The 18,665-nt window shown below is 58.5% G+C and carries 16 protein-coding genes and 1 pseudogene; 6 read left to right on the top strand and 11 right to left on the bottom strand.

The features are described 5' to 3' along the window. Positions 1 to 180: 180 nt before the first annotated feature. Positions 181 to 1,041 carry a MurR/RpiR family transcriptional regulator gene (locus AC1MEE_RS20105; protein WP_480416283.1) on the top strand — a complete coding sequence of 287 codons (861 nt, stop codon included), beginning with the start codon at positions 181 to 183 and terminating at the stop codon, positions 1,039 to 1,041. Positions 1,042 to 1,163: 122 nt separating this feature from the next. On the opposite strand, the gene AC1MEE_RS20110 is transcribed toward AC1MEE_RS20105, so the two are convergent. The 11 genes from AC1MEE_RS20110 to edd all read right to left on the bottom strand — a co-directional run bounded on the left by AC1MEE_RS20110 (position 1,164) and on the right by edd (position 13,260). Next, positions 1,164 to 2,030 (bottom strand): D-hexose-6-phosphate mutarotase, encoded by an 867-nt coding sequence (locus AC1MEE_RS20110; RefSeq protein ID WP_480411319.1) that lies wholly within the window; start codon positions 2,028 to 2,030, stop codon positions 1,164 to 1,166. Positions 2,031 to 2,190: 160 nt separating this feature from the next. Beyond that, positions 2,191 to 2,274 carry a carbohydrate porin gene (locus tag AC1MEE_RS20115; protein ID WP_480416284.1) on the bottom strand — a complete coding sequence of 28 codons (84 nt, stop codon included), beginning with the start codon at positions 2,272 to 2,274 and terminating at the stop codon, positions 2,191 to 2,193. 1 nt (position 2,275) lies between these two features. Continuing rightward, entirely contained in the window at positions 2,276 to 3,625 is a 1,350-nt protein-coding gene (locus AC1MEE_RS20120; RefSeq protein WP_480411320.1) for a carbohydrate porin, read from the bottom strand. 120 nt (positions 3,626 to 3,745) lie between these two features. Further along, positions 3,746 to 4,909, bottom strand: coding sequence for an ABC transporter ATP-binding protein (locus tag AC1MEE_RS20125; RefSeq protein WP_480411321.1), 1,164 nt, complete (start codon positions 4,907 to 4,909; stop codon positions 3,746 to 3,748). 4 nt (positions 4,910 to 4,913) lie between these two features. Then, on the bottom strand, positions 4,914 to 5,759 hold the full coding sequence (locus AC1MEE_RS20130; protein WP_480411322.1) for a carbohydrate ABC transporter permease: 846 nt from the start codon (positions 5,757 to 5,759) through the stop codon (positions 4,914 to 4,916). Next, positions 5,752 to 6,660 carry a carbohydrate ABC transporter permease gene (locus tag AC1MEE_RS20135; protein WP_480411323.1) on the bottom strand — a complete coding sequence of 303 codons (909 nt, stop codon included), beginning with the start codon at positions 6,658 to 6,660 and terminating at the stop codon, positions 5,752 to 5,754. The genes AC1MEE_RS20130 and AC1MEE_RS20135 overlap by 8 nt, the downstream gene beginning before the upstream one ends. Before the next feature lie 126 nt (positions 6,661 to 6,786). Next, positions 6,787 to 8,079 carry an ABC transporter substrate-binding protein gene (locus AC1MEE_RS20140; RefSeq protein WP_480411324.1) on the bottom strand — a complete coding sequence of 431 codons (1,293 nt, stop codon included), beginning with the start codon at positions 8,077 to 8,079 and terminating at the stop codon, positions 6,787 to 6,789. 150 nt (positions 8,080 to 8,229) lie between these two features. Beyond that, entirely contained in the window at positions 8,230 to 9,690 is a 1,461-nt protein-coding gene (locus AC1MEE_RS20145; RefSeq protein WP_480411325.1) for an ATP-binding protein, read from the bottom strand. Beyond that, positions 9,680 to 10,417 carry a response regulator gene (locus AC1MEE_RS20150; protein ID WP_480411326.1) on the bottom strand — a complete coding sequence of 246 codons (738 nt, stop codon included), beginning with the start codon at positions 10,415 to 10,417 and terminating at the stop codon, positions 9,680 to 9,682. Before AC1MEE_RS20150 ends, AC1MEE_RS20145 begins: the two co-directional genes overlap by 11 nt. A gap of 63 nt (positions 10,418 to 10,480) precedes the next feature. Continuing rightward, positions 10,481 to 11,437 (bottom strand): glucokinase, encoded by a 957-nt coding sequence (locus AC1MEE_RS20155; protein ID WP_480411327.1) that lies wholly within the window; start codon positions 11,435 to 11,437, stop codon positions 10,481 to 10,483. Continuing rightward, a complete protein-coding gene (gene edd, locus AC1MEE_RS20160) occupies positions 11,434 to 13,260 on the bottom strand; it encodes a phosphogluconate dehydratase (protein WP_480411328.1) in 1,827 nt (608 codons plus the stop codon). The genes AC1MEE_RS20155 and edd overlap by 4 nt, the downstream gene beginning before the upstream one ends. 221 nt (positions 13,261 to 13,481) lie before the next feature. Here edd and gap point away from each other — a divergent pair, with 221 nt between their 5' ends. From gap to AC1MEE_RS20185, 5 genes and pseudogenes are all read left to right on the top strand, one after another. Further along, positions 13,482 to 14,483, top strand: a complete 1,002-nt coding sequence (gene gap / locus AC1MEE_RS20165; protein ID WP_480411329.1) for a type I glyceraldehyde-3-phosphate dehydrogenase — start codon at positions 13,482 to 13,484, stop codon at positions 14,481 to 14,483. Between the two features lie 103 nt (positions 14,484 to 14,586). Further along, positions 14,587 to 15,105, top strand: a complete 519-nt coding sequence (locus tag AC1MEE_RS20170; protein ID WP_480411330.1) for an RNA polymerase sigma factor — start codon at positions 14,587 to 14,589, stop codon at positions 15,103 to 15,105. A gap of 554 nt (positions 15,106 to 15,659) precedes the next feature. Continuing rightward, a complete protein-coding gene (locus AC1MEE_RS20175; RefSeq protein WP_480416285.1) occupies positions 15,660 to 17,918 on the top strand; it encodes a TonB-dependent hemoglobin/transferrin/lactoferrin family receptor in 2,259 nt (752 codons plus the stop codon). After that, a pseudogene (locus AC1MEE_RS20180) lies at positions 17,899 to 18,102 on the top strand (biliverdin-producing heme oxygenase); the annotation flags it as partial. The gene AC1MEE_RS20175 and the pseudogene AC1MEE_RS20180, both read left to right, overlap by 20 nt. 65 nt (positions 18,103 to 18,167) lie before the next feature. After that, on the top strand, positions 18,168 to 18,611 hold the full coding sequence (locus AC1MEE_RS20185) for a YbaN family protein (protein WP_480411331.1): 444 nt from the start codon (positions 18,168 to 18,170) through the stop codon (positions 18,609 to 18,611). Positions 18,612 to 18,665: the final 54 nt, after the last annotated feature.

The following is an 18,665-nucleotide window of genomic DNA, read 5'->3' on the forward strand; positions in this document are numbered from 1 at the left end:
CAGGACTCAAGACCAAATGTAGTAATAATCACAACATTTCGTCCAAAACTAGATTCCGATGGTGATAGACGAGGCCCATCAGTACGATAGGCCACCTTTGCCAACACCTGGAAGACTCTCGATGACAGGCACTGGCAGAACAGTCTGCTGCCTGCACGACAAGGACATAAAATGGACCGCATGCGTAACCTCCTGGAGCAGATCCAGGGCCGTCTCGACGAATTGAACAAGGCTGAGCGCAAGGTCGCCGAGGTGATTTTGCTCAACCCGCAACAAGCCACTCGCTTGAGCATCGCCGCGCTGGCCCAGACTGCCAAAGTCAGCGAGCCTACGGTCAATCGTTTCTGTCGCTCGTTCGGTGTCAGTGGTTATCCCGAGCTGAAATTACAGCTGGCGCAAAGCCTGGCCAGTGGTGCCGCTTATGTCAGCCGCGCAGTGGAAGCCGACGATAACCCGGAGGCCTATACCCGAAAAATCTTCGGCAGCGCCATCGCCTCGCTGGACAGTGCCCTTCAACAACTCGATCCGAACCTGATCAGCAAAGCCGTGGATCTGTTGATTCAGGCACGACAGATCCATTTTTTCGGCCTCGGCGCCTCGGCCCCGGTGGCGCTGGATGCCCAGCATAAGTTCTTCCGCTTCAACCTGGCGGTAACAGCGCATGCCGATGTGCTGATGCAACGCATGATCGCTTCCGTGGCGCACACCGGTGAGTTGTTCGTGATCATTTCCTACACGGGTCGCACCCGCGAACTGGTGGAAGTAGCGCGCATCGCCCGGGAGAACGGCGCCTCGGTCCTGGGCCTGACCGCCGAGGGTTCGCCGCTGGCCAAGGCCAGCACCCTGAGCCTGAATATTCCGCTGCCCGAAGACACCGACATCTATATGCCGATGACGTCACGGATCATCCAGCTCACTGTACTCGACGTATTGGCCACCGGCATGACCCTGCGTCGGGGCGTGGATTTCCAGCCGCATTTGCGCAAGATCAAGGAAAGCCTCAACGCCAGCCGGTATCCGATTGATGATGAGTTGATTTGAAGCCCCGCCACAGGGGACTGATTTATTTTTCACGCTCTTTGAAAAATCAATCTGTCCCCGACTTAACAACAAAACGGGGACAGATTAATTTTCGGTGAAGCTCTGAAAATAAATCAGTCCCCTCAATGCAACAAATGCGCCTGCAGACTCAGATGCGCCTGTTCTCCGGGCGCCAGGCTCAGGCAATTCGAGCCACCTGACGCGGCTTCGACACAGATGAAACCCATGGCTTCGTTACCGGCCACGCCCATCAACGGACGACTGCCCGGATGCCAGACCACCGTGTTGGTGCTGTCGCTGGTATCGATGCACAAGCTGCGCTGCCACGCCTCGTCTTGAAGCTGCAGCTGACCAACATGGTTGAACACCCGCTGACAGCCACCCTCGACCCGTAACTCACCTTCTTGCTGACAAGCCTGGCGATTGAGCTGGTCGTAACCTTTGGCGCCATCCAGTCCGTCCAGAGCCACGTCCGCGACATCGCTGATGCGCCAGTAAGCATGCAGCGCATGACTGAAGTGGCAGGGTTCGCTGTCTTCATGCTGGGTGCTCAAGCGCAGCTCCATGCCCTGCCCCAGTTGCGCGTGTAGATCGACCTGCCAATCCCACAGCTTCAGGCGCCAGTGCAAACTGACGCCCTGTTCATCTTCACGGCTGTCGATCAGTTTCCAGTCGAGCAAACGCGCCCAACCGTGGGACGGCCAGACGCCTTCGCTGGGATGACGGCCATACCACGGCCAGCACACCGGCACGCCACCGCGAATCGCGCCGACTTGCGGCCATTGCGCGGCACACCATAACCACGGATGTTGCCCACGCGGCTGGAAGTGCAGCAACTGACCACCCTGACGACTGAACACCGCTTGGCATTGCGGGTGATCTATCAGCAGCACATCCCGCTGCTGGAAGCGTTCCCACTCAAAGGTCGGCCGGGGCCGTGACGACATGAAAAATCGCTGTAGTGGATGTTCAAGCGTGTCGCTGATCATCGTCGCCGTCCTGATATCGCTTGAAATAAAGGCGAATCATCGTCTCTTAAAAACGAAGCACACAGAAAAAAGAACAAAAAAACGGGCAGCCAAGGCTGCCCGCAAAGCACACACGACCCTTGATTTGTAAAAGCGCTCAAGTCCCTTTGTTAAACGCTTCTTAGAACTTGGACTGCACTTTCAAGCCAGCAACGAGTGCGTTGTCAACCTGATCAACACCGCCTGGGCTCTTAACGTATTGCAAGTTAGAACACCGTCTGAATTTTCAGGCCGGCCACCAGAGCGTTGTCTACTTGGTCCACGCCACCGGGGTGGGTGATGTATTGCAGGTTAGGACGTACGGTCAGCCAGTTGGTAACGTGGAAGCCGTAGTTGATTTCGTAGTTGTACTCGGTGTCGCGCAGCGGTGTGAACGCCGGATTGTCGTAGTCGGTGACACCATTGCTGGCGTTGAGCAACTCGGCGTTTTTCTTCACGTCATCGTTGACATGGATACGGGCAAAACCGATTCCCATGTCATCCTTCGGACGCATATCGAACGGGCCTTTGTACACAAACATCAGCGACTGATAGTTGTCGACGATGTTGGTGGCCTTGTCGTGGAACGTTACGTTGGCCGCGACGTGCAGACCGCGGGAGGCGTCGCCGTTATGGGTGGTAAGTTGCTGTTGCACCACGCCCCAGTAGCCGTGCTTGCTGCTGTGAACGCGGTAGCTGTTACCGGTGGTCGCTGCGTTATTGCCGTTATCGTCCTCGAGAACGTCATTGGCGTTGGCCGAGCTCTTGTAGTAACCCACACGGTATTCGCCTGGAAGACCGTTGGGGTGCGGCGACCAGACCAGTTCGACCGGTATCAGGGCACCCTTGGTCCCACTGCCGCTGAGCTTGAAGCCGTTGCCGTGCTCCAGTTGCGATGGGTTCTGGTCGTACACACCGATTTGCGTATACAACTCAGGCGTGATGTTGTACTTCACGCGCAAAGCTGCCTGCATGACCGGCCAGTTGTACCAGATGTTCGTCGCCCAGTTACCCGCTTGGGAGCCGCAGAACGCCAGGTTCTGGAATTCGCAGGGGAAGGTGTTGAAGTCTTCGCCTTCGCCGAAGTAACCGGCTTTAACGTCCAGCTTGTTGTCGAGGAACTGATGCTGAACCCACAATTGGGTCAGACGCACCATGTGGCCACGGCCGTAAACTTCTTGGGAAGAACTCAAGGTGCCTGCACGCGGGTCGCCGACACGGTCATTGGAGATGTTTTGACCATTACGATTGGTGAGCTGGATCTTGGCCTGGGTGTTATCCCAGCCCACCAGCTTTTGCAGGTCAAGCGCCGCGCCCAGACCAAACTGGTCGGAGTAACGCGCAGTCTTGTCGTGGTTGTAGCCACCACTCAGGTTGCCGCCTACTTCACCGACATAGTCCGCCTTAATGTCGATACCCATCTCGATCAGCTTGGTCCGCTCGCCACCCCAGTCGCCGGTCATCCATTTGGAATCGGCGCTAAAAGCGTCGTCTGCCATCGCATTGGCAGAAAGAACCAGCGCTGCAACCGCCGACACTTGGCAGAGCAAACGGGTGTTGTTGTGTTGCTTTTTCATCCCTAGATCCTCGTTTTATTGTTATTAGCTTTCGTACTTGGTCTTCATTCTTTACATCGTGTCGCTGGCTGACCGCCCGCTCAGGCAGGGTCGATCAACCAACAGTGCTCGGCGTAGCGTTTACAGGCTGCGATTGATCTGCGTGACCTTGCCCACACGCTCGGCAGGCTGCGACTTCCCCAGAACCCCCAGCCGCTCGCCGCTCTTGGCGTCGAACAGCAGCACCTTGGCGGGATCGAACTGCAAGTTCAGGGTTTCGCCCACCTGCGGCGCGACATCCGGCGCCAGGCGGCAGCAGACCTTGCTTTCGTTGAGCGTGACGAACACCAGCGTGTCCGGTCCGGTCGGCTCGGTCACCTGAACCTCGGCACGAATGGTCGGCAATCCATTGGGTTCGATGGGGGCCAGAACGATCTGTTCAGGACGCATGCCGAGAATCACTTCACGGTCTTCCAGGCCGGCATCGAGCATGCCCAACGGCAGCTCGCAACGCGCCTGACCGCTGTCCAGCAGGGCCACCAGACGCCCGTCCTTGCGTTGCAGACGCAGGGGGATGAAGTTCATCGGCGGCGAACCGATGAAGCTGGCAACGAACAGGTTGGCTGGATCGTTGTAGATCTGCTTTGGCGTGCCGAACTGCTGAATGATCCCGTCCTTCATCACGGCCACTTTGTCGCCCAGGGTCATGGCTTCGATCTGGTCGTGGGTCACGTAAACGGTGGTGGTCTTCAGCCGCTGATGCATCAGCTTCATTTCAGTGCGCATCTCGACGCGCAGCTTGGCGTCGAGGTTGGAAAGCGGCTCGTCGAACAGGTAGATTTTCGGCCGCCGTGCCAGTGCCCGGCCCATGGCCACCCGCTGTTGTTGACCACCGGAAAGCTGGCCGGGTTTGCGGCTGAGCAGGTGTTCGATCTGCAACAGCTTGGCGACCCGCGCGACTTCTTCTTCGATGGCCGCCGGGGCCATCTTGCGGATTTTCAAACCGAAGGAGATGTTCTCGCGCACGCTCATGGTCGGGTACAAGGCGTAGGACTGAAACACCATGGCAATGTCGCGATCCTTGGGGCTCATGCCGCTGATGTCAGCGTCGTCGATCAGGATCGAGCCGCCGCTGATGCTTTCCAGCCCGGCGATGCAGTTCATCAAGGTCGATTTACCGCAGCCTGAAGGGCCGACCAGAATCAAAAACTCACCGTCATTGATCTTCAGTTCGATGTTTTTCAAGGTGTCCGGCAAACCGCTGCCGTAGGTCTTGTTGACGTTGCGCAATTCGAGAGTTGCCATGTGATTACCCCTTGACCGCGCCAGCCGTCAGGCCACGCAGGAAATACTTACCAGCCAGCACATAGACCAGCAGTGTCGGCAGCCCGGCGATCATCGCCGCCGCCATATCAACGTTGTATTCCTTGGCACCGGTGCTGGTGTTGACCAGGTTGTTCAGTGCCACGGTGATGGGCTGCGAGTCGCCGCTGGAGAACACCACACCGAACAGGAAGTCGTTCCAGATCTGAGTGAACTGCCAGATCAGGCAGACCATGATGATCGGCGTCGACATCGGCAGAATGATCCGACCGAAGATGGTGAAAAATCCGGCACCGTCCAACCGCGCGGCCTTGACCAGCGCATCCGGAATGCTCACGTAGTAGTTGCGGAAGAACAGCGTGGTGAACGCCAGACCGTAGACCACATGCACGAACACCAGGCCGGTGGTGGTAGCGGCCAGACCCATCTTGCCGACCGTGAACGACGCTGGCAGCAGCACTGTCTGGAACGGCAGGAAGCAGCCGAACAGCAACAAACCGAAGAACAACTGCGAACCACGGAAGCGCCACATCGACAACACATAGCCGTTGATCGCGCCAATGGCAGTGGAGATCAGCACCGCTGGCACGGTGATTTTCACCGAGTTCCAGAAGTAACCATCGACGGTTGCCCAGGCCTTGATCCAGCCGATGCCAGAGACCACTTTCGGCCAGCTCAACAGGTTACCGTTGCTGATGTCTTCCGGGGTTTTGAAGCTGGTCAGCAGCATCACGATCAGCGGCACCAGATACACCGCAGCTGCCAGCAGCAACACGGCGTAGATCACGACCCGACTGAAGCTGATGGAAGGTTTACCCACCTGATTATTCATGGCGCTTGGTCCTCAGCTCGGAGTACAGATACGGGACGAGGATGGCGAGAATCGCGCCGAGCATCAGGATCGCACTGGCCGAACCCATGCCCATCTGGCCGCGGCTGAAAGTGAACGAATACATGAACATCGCTGGCAGGTCCGAGGAGTAGCCGGGGCCACCCGCCGTCATCGCCGCCACCAGGTCGAAACTCTTGATGGCGATGTGCGCAAGGATCATCACCGCGCTGAAAAACACGGGACGCAGGCTTGGCAACACCACGCGCAGGTAAATGGTCGGTAGGCTTGCACCGTCGATCTGCGCAGCGCGGATGATCGACTGGTCGACACCTCGCAGGCCGGCGAGAAACAGCGCCATGACGAAGCCGGACGACTGCCAGACCGCAGCAATGACCAGGCAGTAAACAACCCGATTCGGATCGATCAGCCAGTCCAGGCTAAAGCCCTCCCAGCCCCAGTCACGCAGCATTTTGTCCAGGCCCAGGCCTGGGTTGAGCAGCCATTTCCAGGCCGTGCCGGTGACGATCATCGACAACGCCATCGGGTACAGATAAATGGTACGGATAACACCTTCGCGACGGATGCGTTGATCCAGCAGCACCGCCAGGACAACACCTACCACCAGGCTGATACCGATGAACATGCCACCGAACACCGCCAGATTCTTGCTCGCCACCCACCATCGGTCGTTATCGAGCAGACGCGCGTATTGCTGCAGGCCCGCCCATTGGTAACTGGGCATAAAGCTTGAGTTGGTGAACGAAAGAACGAACGTCCAAAGGATGTAGCCATAAAAGCCGACCAGCACGATCAACATACTTGGCGCCAGCACCAACTTGGGTAACCAGCGTTGCAGCGCATCGAATGGCGAGGCTTTGCTAAACACAGCGACAGAGCTCATCGGAAAAATCCAGTTCGAGGACAAGGAATCCAGACCGAACGAGAGCGTGAAACCAACTATGGTTTCAGCAGCACGAACTACGGCTGGGGTGTACCGCTGGCGTACCAGCGGTCATTCAAATGAACGTTACTGAGCCGACTTGATCGCCGAGAACATTTGCTTGCCGGCCTTGGCCGGGTCAGCTTTCTTGTCGCTCATAAAGTTGGTCACAACATCGAAGATTGCGCCTTGCACAGCGAGCGAGGTCGCCATGTTGTGCGCCATGCTTGGCTCAAGCTTGCCGTTCTTGTCGGCTTCCGCGAAGTCCTTCGCCGAGTCCTGAGCACAGCTGTCGAACTTGGTCATATCCAGGTCGCTACGAACCGGGATGGAGCCTTTGTTCTGGTTGAAGACATACTGGAACTGAGGCTCGAGGATGATCTTGGCGACGTCATTCTGAGCAGCGAGGTTACCCGGCGTGTTGTTCTTGGCAGACAATTTGAACATCGCCAGGGAGTCGATGTTGTAGGTGAAGCTGCCTTGAGTGCCTGGGAACGGAACGCATTGGTAGTCCTTGCCGGCAACCTTGCCTGCAGCGGTCCACTCGCTCTTCGCCCAGTCGCCCATGATTTGCATGCCGGCTTTGCCATTGATGACCTTGGCAGCTTCCAGGTTCCAGTCCTGGCCAGTGCCGTCCGGGTCCATGTAGCCTTGCAGTTTCTTCAGCGCGGTGAACACTTCGACCATTTTGGCGCCGGTCAGGGTCTTTTCATCCAGATCGATGAAGGCTTTCTTGTAGCCGTCGGTCCCCATGATGCTCAGCACCAGATCTTCAAAAACGGTACTGTCCTGCCACGGTTGACCACCATGGGCCAGAGGAATGAAGCCGGCGGCTTTGAGTTTGTCACCCGCAGCGTAGAATTCTTCGAGGGTGGTTGGCGCTTTGACGATACCGGCTTTCTTGAAGACTTCCGGATTGATCCACAGCCAGTTGACGCGGTGGATGTTCACCGGCACAGCCACGTAGTGACCGTCGTACTTCATGGTGTCGGCGACTTTTTTGGACAGCAGTTTGTCCCAGTTGTTGGCCTTCGCCACATCGTCGACGTTGGTCAGCAGACCCAGAGCGCCCCACTCTTGCAGGTCGGGACCTTTGATCTGTGCAGCAGAAGGCGGGTTGCCGGACACGGCGCGGGTTTTCAATACGGTCATTGCAGCGGCACCGCCGCCACCGGCGACAGCGCTGTCTTGCCAGGTGTAGCCGTCTTTCTCGACCAACTGTTTCAGAACGCCGATGGCTTTTGCTTCACCGCCGGACGTCCACCAGTGCACTACTTCCACAGTACCTTTTGGACCGGCAGGCGCATCGGCAGCAAGAACGCTCAGAGGGAACAACGAGGCGAGAGAAATGACGGCGGCGAGGCGGGAGATTGAATTCATCTGATTACCTTTTCTTGTTGTTATGCATGAGCAAGTCTGGTGCTTGCGCTGCATAGGATTCTAGCCAAAGCTTTTTGCCGTCACGGTAACGAAGGGACGCGCAAAGGTCACAGCTTGGTTACATTGAGGAAACAGTGCTTCAGCGCACTGTCAGTCGCTGGTTCGCGGCAGGCGCAAGGTCACGCGCAGCCCGCCCTCGCGCAGGTTCTGCAGGCTCACTTCGCCGCCATGGCTGTGGGCGATATTGCGCGCAATTCCCAGGCCCAGACCGTAGCCCTGCTGTTGCTTGCCGGCCAGGCGGAAATGCGGCTCGAACACCTGTTCCAGACGCTGCTCGGGCACGCCGGGGCCTTCGTCATCAACATGCAGCACGAACGCCTGAGCGTCGTCATCGATATGCAGATGGGCGTTCTGCCCATACTTGAGGGCGTTGTCGATCAGGTTGCCCATGCAGCGCTTGAGCGCCAGCGGCTTGCCCGGATACAGCGCAGCAGCCTGCCCCTGCTGAGTGACGCGGCCATTGCCGGCCGGTGACAGGTAGGGCTCGACCAGGCAATGCAGCACATGATTGAGGTCCACCGGCTCAATGTTTTCGTGGATGTCGGTGTCTTTCACGCATTGCAGCGCGCCTTTGACCAGCAACTCCAACTCATCGAGGTCGCGACTGAACTTGGCTTGCACCGCTTCATCTTCCAGCAGCTCGACGCGCAACCGCAGGCGAGTGATGGGCGTGCGCAAATCGTGGGAAATCGCGCTGAACAGTTGGCTGCGTTCGGTGAGGTAGCGACTGATGCGCTCACGCATGGCGTTGAAGGCGCGGCTGACCTCGACCACTTCGCTGCCACCGCCTTCGACCACGGGTTCGACCACCGTACCCAGTGACATTTCCCGCGCCGCGCGAGCCAGACGCTTGAGTGGCCGGCTCTGCCAATGCACCAGAAGGCCAATGAACAACAGCAGAAAACCGCTGGTCAGCACGATAAACCACACTTGCTGCGCCGGCAGATTCTCTTCTTCGAGGGTGGTGTAGGGTTCGGGCAGCAGCGAGGCGATATATAGCCATTCGCCGGGCGCCAGTTCGATTTGCGTCACCAGCACCGGCGGATTGATCGGCTCAAGGCTCAAGGCGTAGTGCGCCCAGGAGCGAGGCAGTTCATCGAGCTTGATGCCGCTGTTAAAAATCCGCAGCTCTTCGGGGCTGACAAAATTGACCAGAATATTGGGTTGGCTGCCCACATTCTGGCGCAACACTTCGTCGACAGCGGTCAGTACCGCCTGCTTGCGCGGCGTCTCGGGCAACACCTGCATTTCCAGTGGCTTGTCATTCAGCGACACCACGAAGCGGGTACCGCCCATGCTGCGCAACTGGTCAAGCACCAGTGGGCGATACGCCACTGGCAGCGAGCGGAAGTAACTGACGCTGGCGGCCATGGAGTGCGCGAGACTGCGGGCGCTGGTGACCAGACCTTCCATTTGCGTAGCGTGCAATTGCGACAGCCAGATCACGCTGGACAACGCCTGCGCCAACAGCACCACCAGCAGTGTCAGCAATAACATGCGGCCCAACAACGAGCGCGGCACCGGCAGGCGCCAGGTTCTTTCAGTAGCCATTGCTGGTCTGAGACGTGACATTCGCCGCCAACAGATAACCACTGCCTCGCACAGTACGGATCAGGCGCGGCGCCTTGCCCGTATCACGCAGACGTTGACGCAGACGGCTAACGGCCATGTCGACGATACGTTCCAGAGGCATCAGCTCACGGCCTCGGGTGGCGTTGCCGATGGTGTCGCGATCGAGAATTTGCTGTGGGTGATCAAGAAACAATTTGAGCAAGGCGAAGTCGGCGCCGGAGAGGATCACCTCCTCGCCATCGCGATGGAAGAGCCGGTGACTGACCATATCCAGACGCCACTCATCGAAAACCAGCACTTCACCGTTCACCCGCTCCTGACCAAATTGCGCACGCCGCAACAGGGCCTTGATTCGTGCCTGCAACTCACGGGGGCTGAAGGGTTTGCCAAGATAATCATCGGCGCCCAGCTCCAGGCCGATCACTCGATCAGCCTCGTCGGAACTGGCGGTGAGCATGATGATCGGCACTTGAGACTGACGCGGATGCTGGCGCACCCAACGACACAGGCTGAAGCCATCTTCGTCGGGCAGCATGACATCGAGGATGACCAGATCGCTGGGCTCGTCATTGAGCGCCTGGCGAAAACCGGCACCATCGCCCACCGTACGCACCACAAAGCCGCAACGACTCAGGTAGGTTTGCAGCAATTCACGAATTTCCTGGTCATCATCGACCAACAAAATCGACTTACTGACTGAGCTCACATCCGCCGTCCTTGTTCTGAATGAAACATGCTTCTCATGATCGAGGTCGCGCAGGGTACACGGTCAGCCGAATGCCTGCTGCAACGCCACCCCGGCGCCCATCAATCCCGGGTACTCCGCCGTAACCAGCCACACCGGTATGCCCTTGAAATAATCCTTCATCAAGCCCTTTTCGGCAAAGGCCCGGGCAAAACCGCTGGCCATGAAAAAGTCGCTGAAACGCGGCACGACACCACCACAAATGTAGACGCCTCCACGCCCCCCGACGGTCAGCACGTTATTGCCTGCTACACGTCCGAGCCAGCAGCAAAATTGCTCGAGCACTGCTGCCGCCACCGGATCGCCCGCCACCGCCGCCGACGTAATGGCCGCCGGTGATTTTAGCGCAGGCTCGATGTTGTCCAGTGCGCAGATAGTCTGGTACAGCAGCAGCAAACCGGCGCCACTGAGGATGGTTTCAGCACTGACGTGCTCGTGCTCGATCATCAGTCGCGCCCAGATCTGCGCTTCCCGCGCCGTGCCAAGCGGCAAATCGACGTGCCCGCCCTCACCCGGCAAGGCCCGCCAATGGTTATCGGCGAGGCCTATCAACGTGCCCACGCCCAGCCCGGTACCCGGCCCGATCACCACCCGAGCGCACTCCTTATCGGGAATGCCGTGGCACACCGTGAGGTATTCATCGTCACGCAGACGGGTCATGCCCAACGCCATCGCCGTGAAGTCATTGACCAACAGCAGGTTATCCAGCTTCAGATGCGCACAGAACTCGGAGCGGTTGATGCGCCAGTGGCTGTTGGTAAAGTGAAATTCATCGCCGCCCACCGGCCCGGCAACTGCCAGGCAGACCGAGCCGACTTCGCCCGGGTGCAGGTCGAGGTCTTCGAGATAGACCTCGAGGGCTTTTTCCGGGCTGGCGTAATCGATGGTCGGGAAGACCCGGACTGAATGCAATTGATCGTCTTCCCAGATGGCAAAACGCGCATTGGTACCGCCAATATCACCGACCAAAGCCAATTTCACTTAAGCGTCTCCAGACCTGAGGTAAAGGCGCTGGCGCCCTGCTCTGCCGAGCTGAAAGCCATGCGCATGAAGCCAAACAGCTCGCGTCCGCAACCGACACCGTTGTCGAGCAGACCGACCGCTGGCTCTCTGGACGCCAATTCTGCCGGTTCGACCAGAACTTGCAATGTACCCTTAACGCCGTCGACGCGAATGATGTCTCCATCACGAATCAGCGCCAAAGCGCCACCGTCGAACGCTTCGGGGCAGACATGAATCGCTGCCGGGATCTTGCCGGACGCGCCGGACATCCGTCCATCGGTGACCAGTGCGACTTTGAACCCGCGATCCTGCAGCACGCCGAGGAACGGCGTCATTTTGTGCAATTCGGGCATGCCGTTGGAGCGCGGCCCCTGGAAGCGCATCACCGCCACCATGTCGTGTTCCAGCTCGCCAGCCTTGAACGCGTCAGCCAGCTCTTGTTGATCCTGGAACACCCGCGCCGGAGCCTGCACGATCTGATGTTCATGCGCGACAGCGGAGACCTTCATCACGCCCCGGCCGAGGTTGCCTTCCATCACGCGCAAACCGCCTTCGGGCGAGAATGGCCGCGCAACGGGGCGCAGGATGTCTTGATCCAGGCTTTCGATCGGGCCTTCGCGCCAGACCAGTTTGCCGTCTTCGAGGAACGGCTCGCGGGTGTAACGGCTCAGGCCGAAACCGGCGACGGTGTTGACGTTTTCGTGCAACAGCCCGGCTTCAAGCAATTCACGAATCAGGAACGACATACCGCCGGCCGCCTGGAAGTGGTTGATGTCGGCCTTGCCGTTCGGATAGACGTGGGTCAGGGTCGGTACCACGTCGGACAGATCAGCCATGTCCTGCCAGGTCAGCTGAATGCCAGCAGCCATGGCAATCGCCGGCATGTGCAGGGTGTGGTTGGTCGAACCGCCCGTGGCGTGCAGGGCGACGATCGAGTTGACCAGCGAGCGCTCATCGACGATTTCGCCCAGCGGCATGAATTGCCCACTCTGCTTGGTCAAACGCGTGACCTGGTGCGCCGCTTCGCGAGTCAGGGCATCGCGCAGCGGGGTGTACGGGTTGACGAACGAAGCACCCGGCAAATGCAGGCCCATCACTTCCATCAGCAACTGGTTGGTGTTGGCGGTACCGTAAAACGTGCAGGTGCCAGGGCTGTGGTAAGACTTCATCTCCGTTTCCAGCAGCTCTTCGCGGCTGGCCTTGCCTTCGGCGTAGCGCTGACGGACGTCGGCTTTTTCCTTGTTGGAGATCCCCGACGGCATCGGCCCACCCGGGACGAACAATGTCGGCAGGTGACCAAAACGCAAGGCGCCCATCAGCAGGCCCGGTACGATCTTGTCGCAGATTCCCAGGCACAAGGTCGCGTCGAACATGTTGTGCGACAGCGCGATGGCAGTGGACATGGCGATCACTTCACGGCTGGCGATGCCCAGCTCCATGCCCGGCTCGCCTTGGGTCACACCATCACACATCGCCGGTACACCACCGGCAAACTGGCCGACCGAGCCGATATCGCGCAGGGCCTGCTTGAGCTGTTCCGGGTAATGCTCGTACGGCTGATGCGCCGACAACATGTCGTTATATGACGAAACAATGGCCACGTTGGCCGCATTCATCATCTTCAGGCTTTGCTTGTCTTCGGTACCGCAGCCGGCCACGCCATGGGCGAAGTTGGCGCATTGCAGCTTGCCGCGCATCGGGCCATCACTGGCAGCGCCGTGAATCATTTGCAGATAGCGCTCGCGTGTCGCACGACTACGGGCGATCAGTCGCTCAGTTACCTCAAGAACGCGGGGATGCATGTGATGAACTCCAGGTTAGCGGATAGGTGACCCGTTCAGATTATTCCAATTATCGACGGTCCGGCCTAGGCTGAGCAAAGGCTGAATTTTGAACAACTGGACTGGGCTTACGGGCTACTCGTTGTAGATAAAACAAAATATTGCCATTAAAAAGGCTTGTTTTCTATTTTTATGCGAATAATCTTGTAATTCCAACAACAAATTCAAAAGAGGACGGCTGTATGACCCTTCGTATCGCAATCAATGGTTTTGGCCGCATCGGCCGCAATGTCCTACGAGCACTCTATACCCAAGGCTACCGACAGGACCTGCAGGTCGTCGCCATCAACGATCTGGGCGACAGCGCGATCAATGCGCATCTGCTGCAATTCGATACCGTTCACGGCCCCTTCGGCGGCACCGTCGAGTTTGACAGCGAAAGCCTGACGGTCAATGGCGACCGGATTGCAGTCAGCGCGATTCGCAACCCGGCCGAACTGCCGTGGAAAGCGGAAAACATCGATGTGGTGTTCGAATGCACCGGCCTGTTCACCGACCGCAACAAAGCGGTGGCGCACATTACCGCCGGCGCGCGCAAAGTGATTATCTCGGCCCCGGCCAAGGGCGCGGACGCCACCGTCGTCTACGGCGTCAACCATGACGTGTTGCGTCAATCGCACCAGATCATTTCCAACGCCTCCTGCACCACCAACTGCCTGGCGCCGATTGCGCAGGTGCTGAACCGTGAATTGGGCATTGAAAGCGGTTTGATGACCACCATTCACGCCTACACCAACGACCAGAACCTGACCGACGTCTACCATACCGACCCATACCGCGCGCGTTCGGCCACCCATAACATGATCCCGAGCAAGACCGGCGCGGCTGAAGCGGTTGGCCTGGTGCTGCCGGAACTGGCGGGCAAACTCACCGGCATGTCGGTACGGGTGCCGGTGATCAACGTGTCACTGGTGGACCTGACCGTGCAGCTCAAGCGCGAAACCACCGCCGATGAGGTCAACGCGATCTTCAAGGAAGCCAGCCGCCACTCGAAAATCCTCGGCTACAACACCCTGCCGCTGGTTTCCCACGACTTCAACCACAACCCGCTGTCGTCAATTTTCGATGCCAACCACACCAAAGTCAGCGGCAAGCTGCTCAAAGTGCTGGCTTGGTATGACAACGAATGGGCGTTCTCCAACCGCATGCTGGATAACTGCCTGGCGCTGCATAACGCCCGGTAACACAGCGCCCGGCCCTCGTTCATAAACGGTCACAGATAAGTGCTTGATCAGTTTTGCGGATGATAATCATTATTGTCCTTTGCATTTCTGGTCGGGTACTCTCGTGAGTCAATCACGCTTCAACGAAGTCTTTCTCGCCCAGCGGGTGGTTCTGCTGCGCACCTTGCACCGGATGGTGAGCAACCACTGTACCGCTGAGGATTTGTTGCAGGACACCTACCTGCGCGTTACTCGAGCCTTGAGCGAACGGCCGATCGATCATCTGGAACCCTTCGTCTACCAGACCGCACGTAATCTGGCGCTGGACCATTTGCGCGCGCAACGGATTCAGGCCCGAACCCTGGTCGAGGACGTGCCGCTGGACGTGGTCCAGAAAGTCGTTGAACAGCACAGCACCGCCGAAGAGGCGACCCATGCCAAGCGCCTGCTGGAGCGTTTGGCTGCCAGCCTCAGCCAACTGAGCGCCCGGCAGCAAAAGATTTTCACCCTGAGCCGCCTGCACGGTTGCAGCTATCTGGAGATCGCCGAGCAGCTGAATATTTCCCCCAGCACGGTGCAAAAGGAACTCAAGCTGATCATGGCAATCTGTGTCGCCGTGGCAACCCGGCTGGACCATGTGTAGAGGCTCCCGGGCTGTCTTCGACGCCGCTCTGTCGCGCAGCAAACACGGTCCCTTGTAGGAGCTGACTTGTCTGCGAAAAGGGCCGAAGGACCTTCCAGCGATATCGTGTCCAGCCTATTTGCGACTGCTTCGCAGCCGATCGCAGACAAGTCAGCTCCTACAGGAGATCGGCGCCTAGCCGAAAATATCAGAAAATAAAAATATTATTTATCAATTGCTTACAGGTTATTTGAAGGAGCATGAGCAGAGATTGCCCACACTGATAACCCTGAACTGAGCAGAAGTTTTTTTTACGCGATAGCCGTTTGTCGTTCGTTTAGTTATAGCCAATGCAACTGATTTTCATTACTGATCAGTTCTCAACTATAAACCCCGCACGACAGGGAACGTTATCGATGCCGTCACCGTTCAATTCCCCCGCCACAGCCGTTAACAAAACCTTCAACAAAAGCCAGACGTTCACCCTCTCTTTGCTCACCGTCGCGGTCTTTGCGGCGGCTACGTACAGCCCCTCTGTCATCGCTGCAACAACGGGCGAGCAGCCAGCGAGCAGCATGGACAACGACAACGTCGTGCTGGAAAAACCTACCGCGGGCGTAGTGGCCTTGCAGCAGATGACGGTCAGCGCAACGCGTCAGGAACAGGCGGTGAATTCGGTACCGAGCACCGTCACCGTTCATGACCGAGCGGAACTCGACCGCCAGAACGTGAACAATATCCGCGACCTGGTGCGTTATGAGCCCGGTGTTTCGGTGGGCGGCGCAGGCCAGCGTGCCGGCACTACCGGTTACAACATCCGTGGCATCGACGGTGACCGGGTGCTGACTCAGGTCGATGGCGTCGAGGTCCCGGACGGTTTCTTCAGCGGCCCCTACGCCCAGACTCGGCGCAATTACGTCGACCCGGAAATCGTCAAGCGCGTGGAAATCCTCCGTGGCCCGGCCTCGGTGTTGTACGGCAGCAGCGCCATCGGCGGTGCGGTCAGTTACTTCACCCTGGACCCGGACGACATTATCAAGCCCGGCAAAGACGTCGGCGCCCGTTTGAAAACCGGCTACAGCTCGGCCGATGACAGCTGGCTGACCTCAGCCACGGTCGCGGGTCGCCATGAAGAGGTCGACGGCCTGCTGCACCTGAGCCAGCGCAACGGTCACGAAACCGAATCCTACGGCAGCAACAATGCTCTGGGCCTGCAACGCACCGAAGCCAACCCCGAAGACGTGCGCACCACCAACGTACTGGCCAAATTGGGCTGGAACTATGGCGAAGCTTCACGCCTGGGCCTGATCTACGAACACTACAAGGATGATCGCGACACCCAGCAGAAAAGCGCGGTGGGTGGGCCGTTTCGCAACGGCATGCCTGCCGGCATGTACCAATCGCGCAACGGTAACGACACCATTACCCGTGAGCGCTTCGGTCTTGAGCACAACTTTACCCTCGATAGCCTGCTGGCCGATCACGTCAAATGGAGCCTGAACTATCAGATCGCCAAGACCGATCAAAGTACTCGTGAGCTCAATAACGTACCGCCACGTGGCGCTCCGCCGCGCCTCGTTTGGCGAGACCGCAACAGCGCTTACAACGAAAAACAGTGGGTCTTCGACGCCCAACTGGACAAGGCCTTTGCGATTGCCGACACCGACCATGTGCTGACTTACGGCACCACCATCAAGCAGCAAAAAGTCACCGGTTTGCGCACCGGCAGTGGTGCCTGCGCAGCAGTGTTGGGCAGTTGCCGGGCGATCGGTGCGGACAGCCCGGCGGATCGCTTGAAGCCCTCCAGTGACTTCCCCAACCCAACCATCAACAGTTACGGGCTCTTTGCTCAGGACGAGATTCGCTGGAATGACTGGACCTTCCTGCCAGGCGTGCGCTACGACTACACTCGACTCGATCCGCACATCACCCAGGAATTTCTCAACACCGTCGCCTCGGATGGTAAAGGCCAGGTCAGCGACAAAAACAAGACCTGGCATCGCCTGTCGCCCAAGCTTGGCGTGACCTACGCGATCACTGACCAATACACCTGGTATGGCCAATACGCCGAGGGTTTCCGCACGCCGACCGCCAAAGCGCTGTATGGCCGTTTTGAAAACCTCCCTCAGGGCTACACCGTCGAACCCAACCCGAACCTGGAACCGGAAAAAAGCAAAAGTTACGAAACCGGCCTACGGGGCAATTTCGAATCCGGGTCCTTTGACGTCGCAGTGTTCTACAACACCTACCGCGATTTCATCAACGAGGACGCGATCAAACCGGGGGACGCTCAAACGGCGTTCGAGGCCAACAACATCAAGCACGCCACCATCAAGGGCGCCGAGGTCAAGGGCCGCTTGAACCTCGACGCCTTTGGCGCACCAGAAGGTCTGTACACCCAGGGTTCGGTGGCTTATGCCTATGGTCGCAACGACGACACCGGCAAGCCGATCAACAGTGTCAACCCGCTGACCGGCGTCTTTGGTCTGGGCTATGACCAGAACCGCTACGGCGGTTTGCTGAGCTGGACCCTGGTCAAGCGCAAGGACCGGGTCGACGACAGCAAAGCCGTGTTCAAAGCACCGGATGGCACCTCCAATCAATTCAAGTCGCCGGGCTTCGGCGTACTCGACCTGACCGGGTACTACAAAGTTACCGACGACGTGACCGTCAATGCCGGCCTGTACAACCTGACCGACAAGAAATACTGGCGTTGGGATGACGTGCGCGGTTACGACAGCACTGGTGAAGCGGGTGCCACCAGCCCGGCCAGCCTCGATCGCCTGACCCAACCGGGTCGCAACTTCGGCGTCAATGTGGTGTGGAATATCTAGGCCCGTTCGCTGCGCCGCTTATCGTGGCGCATTTTTTTGCAAGGAAGACATGATGACCACTCAACAGAATCGCCCTGCCCTGCGCTCGCAACGCCTGAACCAGATCACCCACGCACCTCACGAGCGACTCGACAAGGCGGTCAAAGCCAACGCCCCGTTCGACACCTTGGGGAGTTATGCACGCCCAAGCCCTGACTGGCCTGAATGCATCAAGCCCGGCCAGCCCTGTTAAACTTGCCGGGTTGTTAAATGGACAGACGCCTCATGACCATCGAGACCAAGACCGGCAAACCTCCAGGGTCCAGGCTTTCACGCCTGTTGTTCGGCATCCTGGCTTACGTCAGCCTGGGGATAGGCTTGATCGCTATCGTCGTGCCCGGTTTGCCCACTACGGAATTCATCCTGCTGGCCGCCTGGGCAGCGACTAAAAGCTCGCCGCGCCTGAGCGCCTGGCTGGAAAACCATCGTCTGTTCGGGCCGATCCTGAGCAATTGGCGCAATGGCCGCCTAGTCGCCCGCCGCGCCAAAATCAGCGCCACGATCAGTATGCTGCTGTGCGCCGGGGTCATGTTGACCCTGCTCGATCATGGCTGGCCGGTCTACCTCGCCCTCTTCGGCATGAGCCTGGGCAATCTGTGGATCTGGTCGCGGCCAGAGCCGGTTCCCCCGGCCGGACTATCGGATCCCGCCTGAGTGGTGTGAAGGGAAATTCGCATCTCACCGTCAGATCGTTTACCAAGGTTTTTA

This window comes from Pseudomonas sp. ASL3, from assembly GCF_056680425.1.

What these genes read in the sequence shown, in the direction of transcription:
- AC1MEE_RS20105 (WP_480416283.1), top strand. Translation starts at nt 181, where the DNA reads ATGCGTAACCTCCTGGAGCAGATCCAGGGCCGTCTCGACGAATTGAAC.
- AC1MEE_RS20175 (WP_480416285.1), top strand. Translation starts at nt 15,660, where the DNA reads ATGGACAACGACAACGTCGTGCTGGAAAAACCTACCGCGGGCGTAGTG.
- AC1MEE_RS20120 (WP_480411320.1), bottom strand. Translation starts at nt 3,625, where the DNA reads ATGAAAAAGCAACACAACAACACCCGTTTGCTCTGCCAAGTGTCGGCG.
- AC1MEE_RS20130 (WP_480411322.1), bottom strand. Translation starts at nt 5,759, where the DNA reads ATGAATAATCAGGTGGGTAAACCTTCCATCAGCTTCAGTCGGGTCGTG.
- gap (WP_480411329.1), top strand. Translation starts at nt 13,482, where the DNA reads ATGACCCTTCGTATCGCAATCAATGGTTTTGGCCGCATCGGCCGCAAT.
- AC1MEE_RS20185 (WP_480411331.1), top strand. Translation starts at nt 18,168, where the DNA reads ATGGACAGACGCCTCATGACCATCGAGACCAAGACCGGCAAACCTCCA.
- AC1MEE_RS20135 (WP_480411323.1), bottom strand. Translation starts at nt 6,660, where the DNA reads ATGAGCTCTGTCGCTGTGTTTAGCAAAGCCTCGCCATTCGATGCGCTG.
- AC1MEE_RS20110 (WP_480411319.1), bottom strand. Translation starts at nt 2,030, where the DNA reads ATGATCAGCGACACGCTTGAACATCCACTACAGCGATTTTTCATGTCG.
- AC1MEE_RS20145 (WP_480411325.1), bottom strand. Translation starts at nt 9,690, where the DNA reads ATGGCTACTGAAAGAACCTGGCGCCTGCCGGTGCCGCGCTCGTTGTTG.
- AC1MEE_RS20125 (WP_480411321.1), bottom strand. Translation starts at nt 4,909, where the DNA reads ATGGCAACTCTCGAATTGCGCAACGTCAACAAGACCTACGGCAGCGGT.
- AC1MEE_RS20140 (WP_480411324.1), bottom strand. Translation starts at nt 8,079, where the DNA reads ATGAATTCAATCTCCCGCCTCGCCGCCGTCATTTCTCTCGCCTCGTTG.
- edd (WP_480411328.1), bottom strand. Translation starts at nt 13,260, where the DNA reads ATGCATCCCCGCGTTCTTGAGGTAACTGAGCGACTGATCGCCCGTAGT.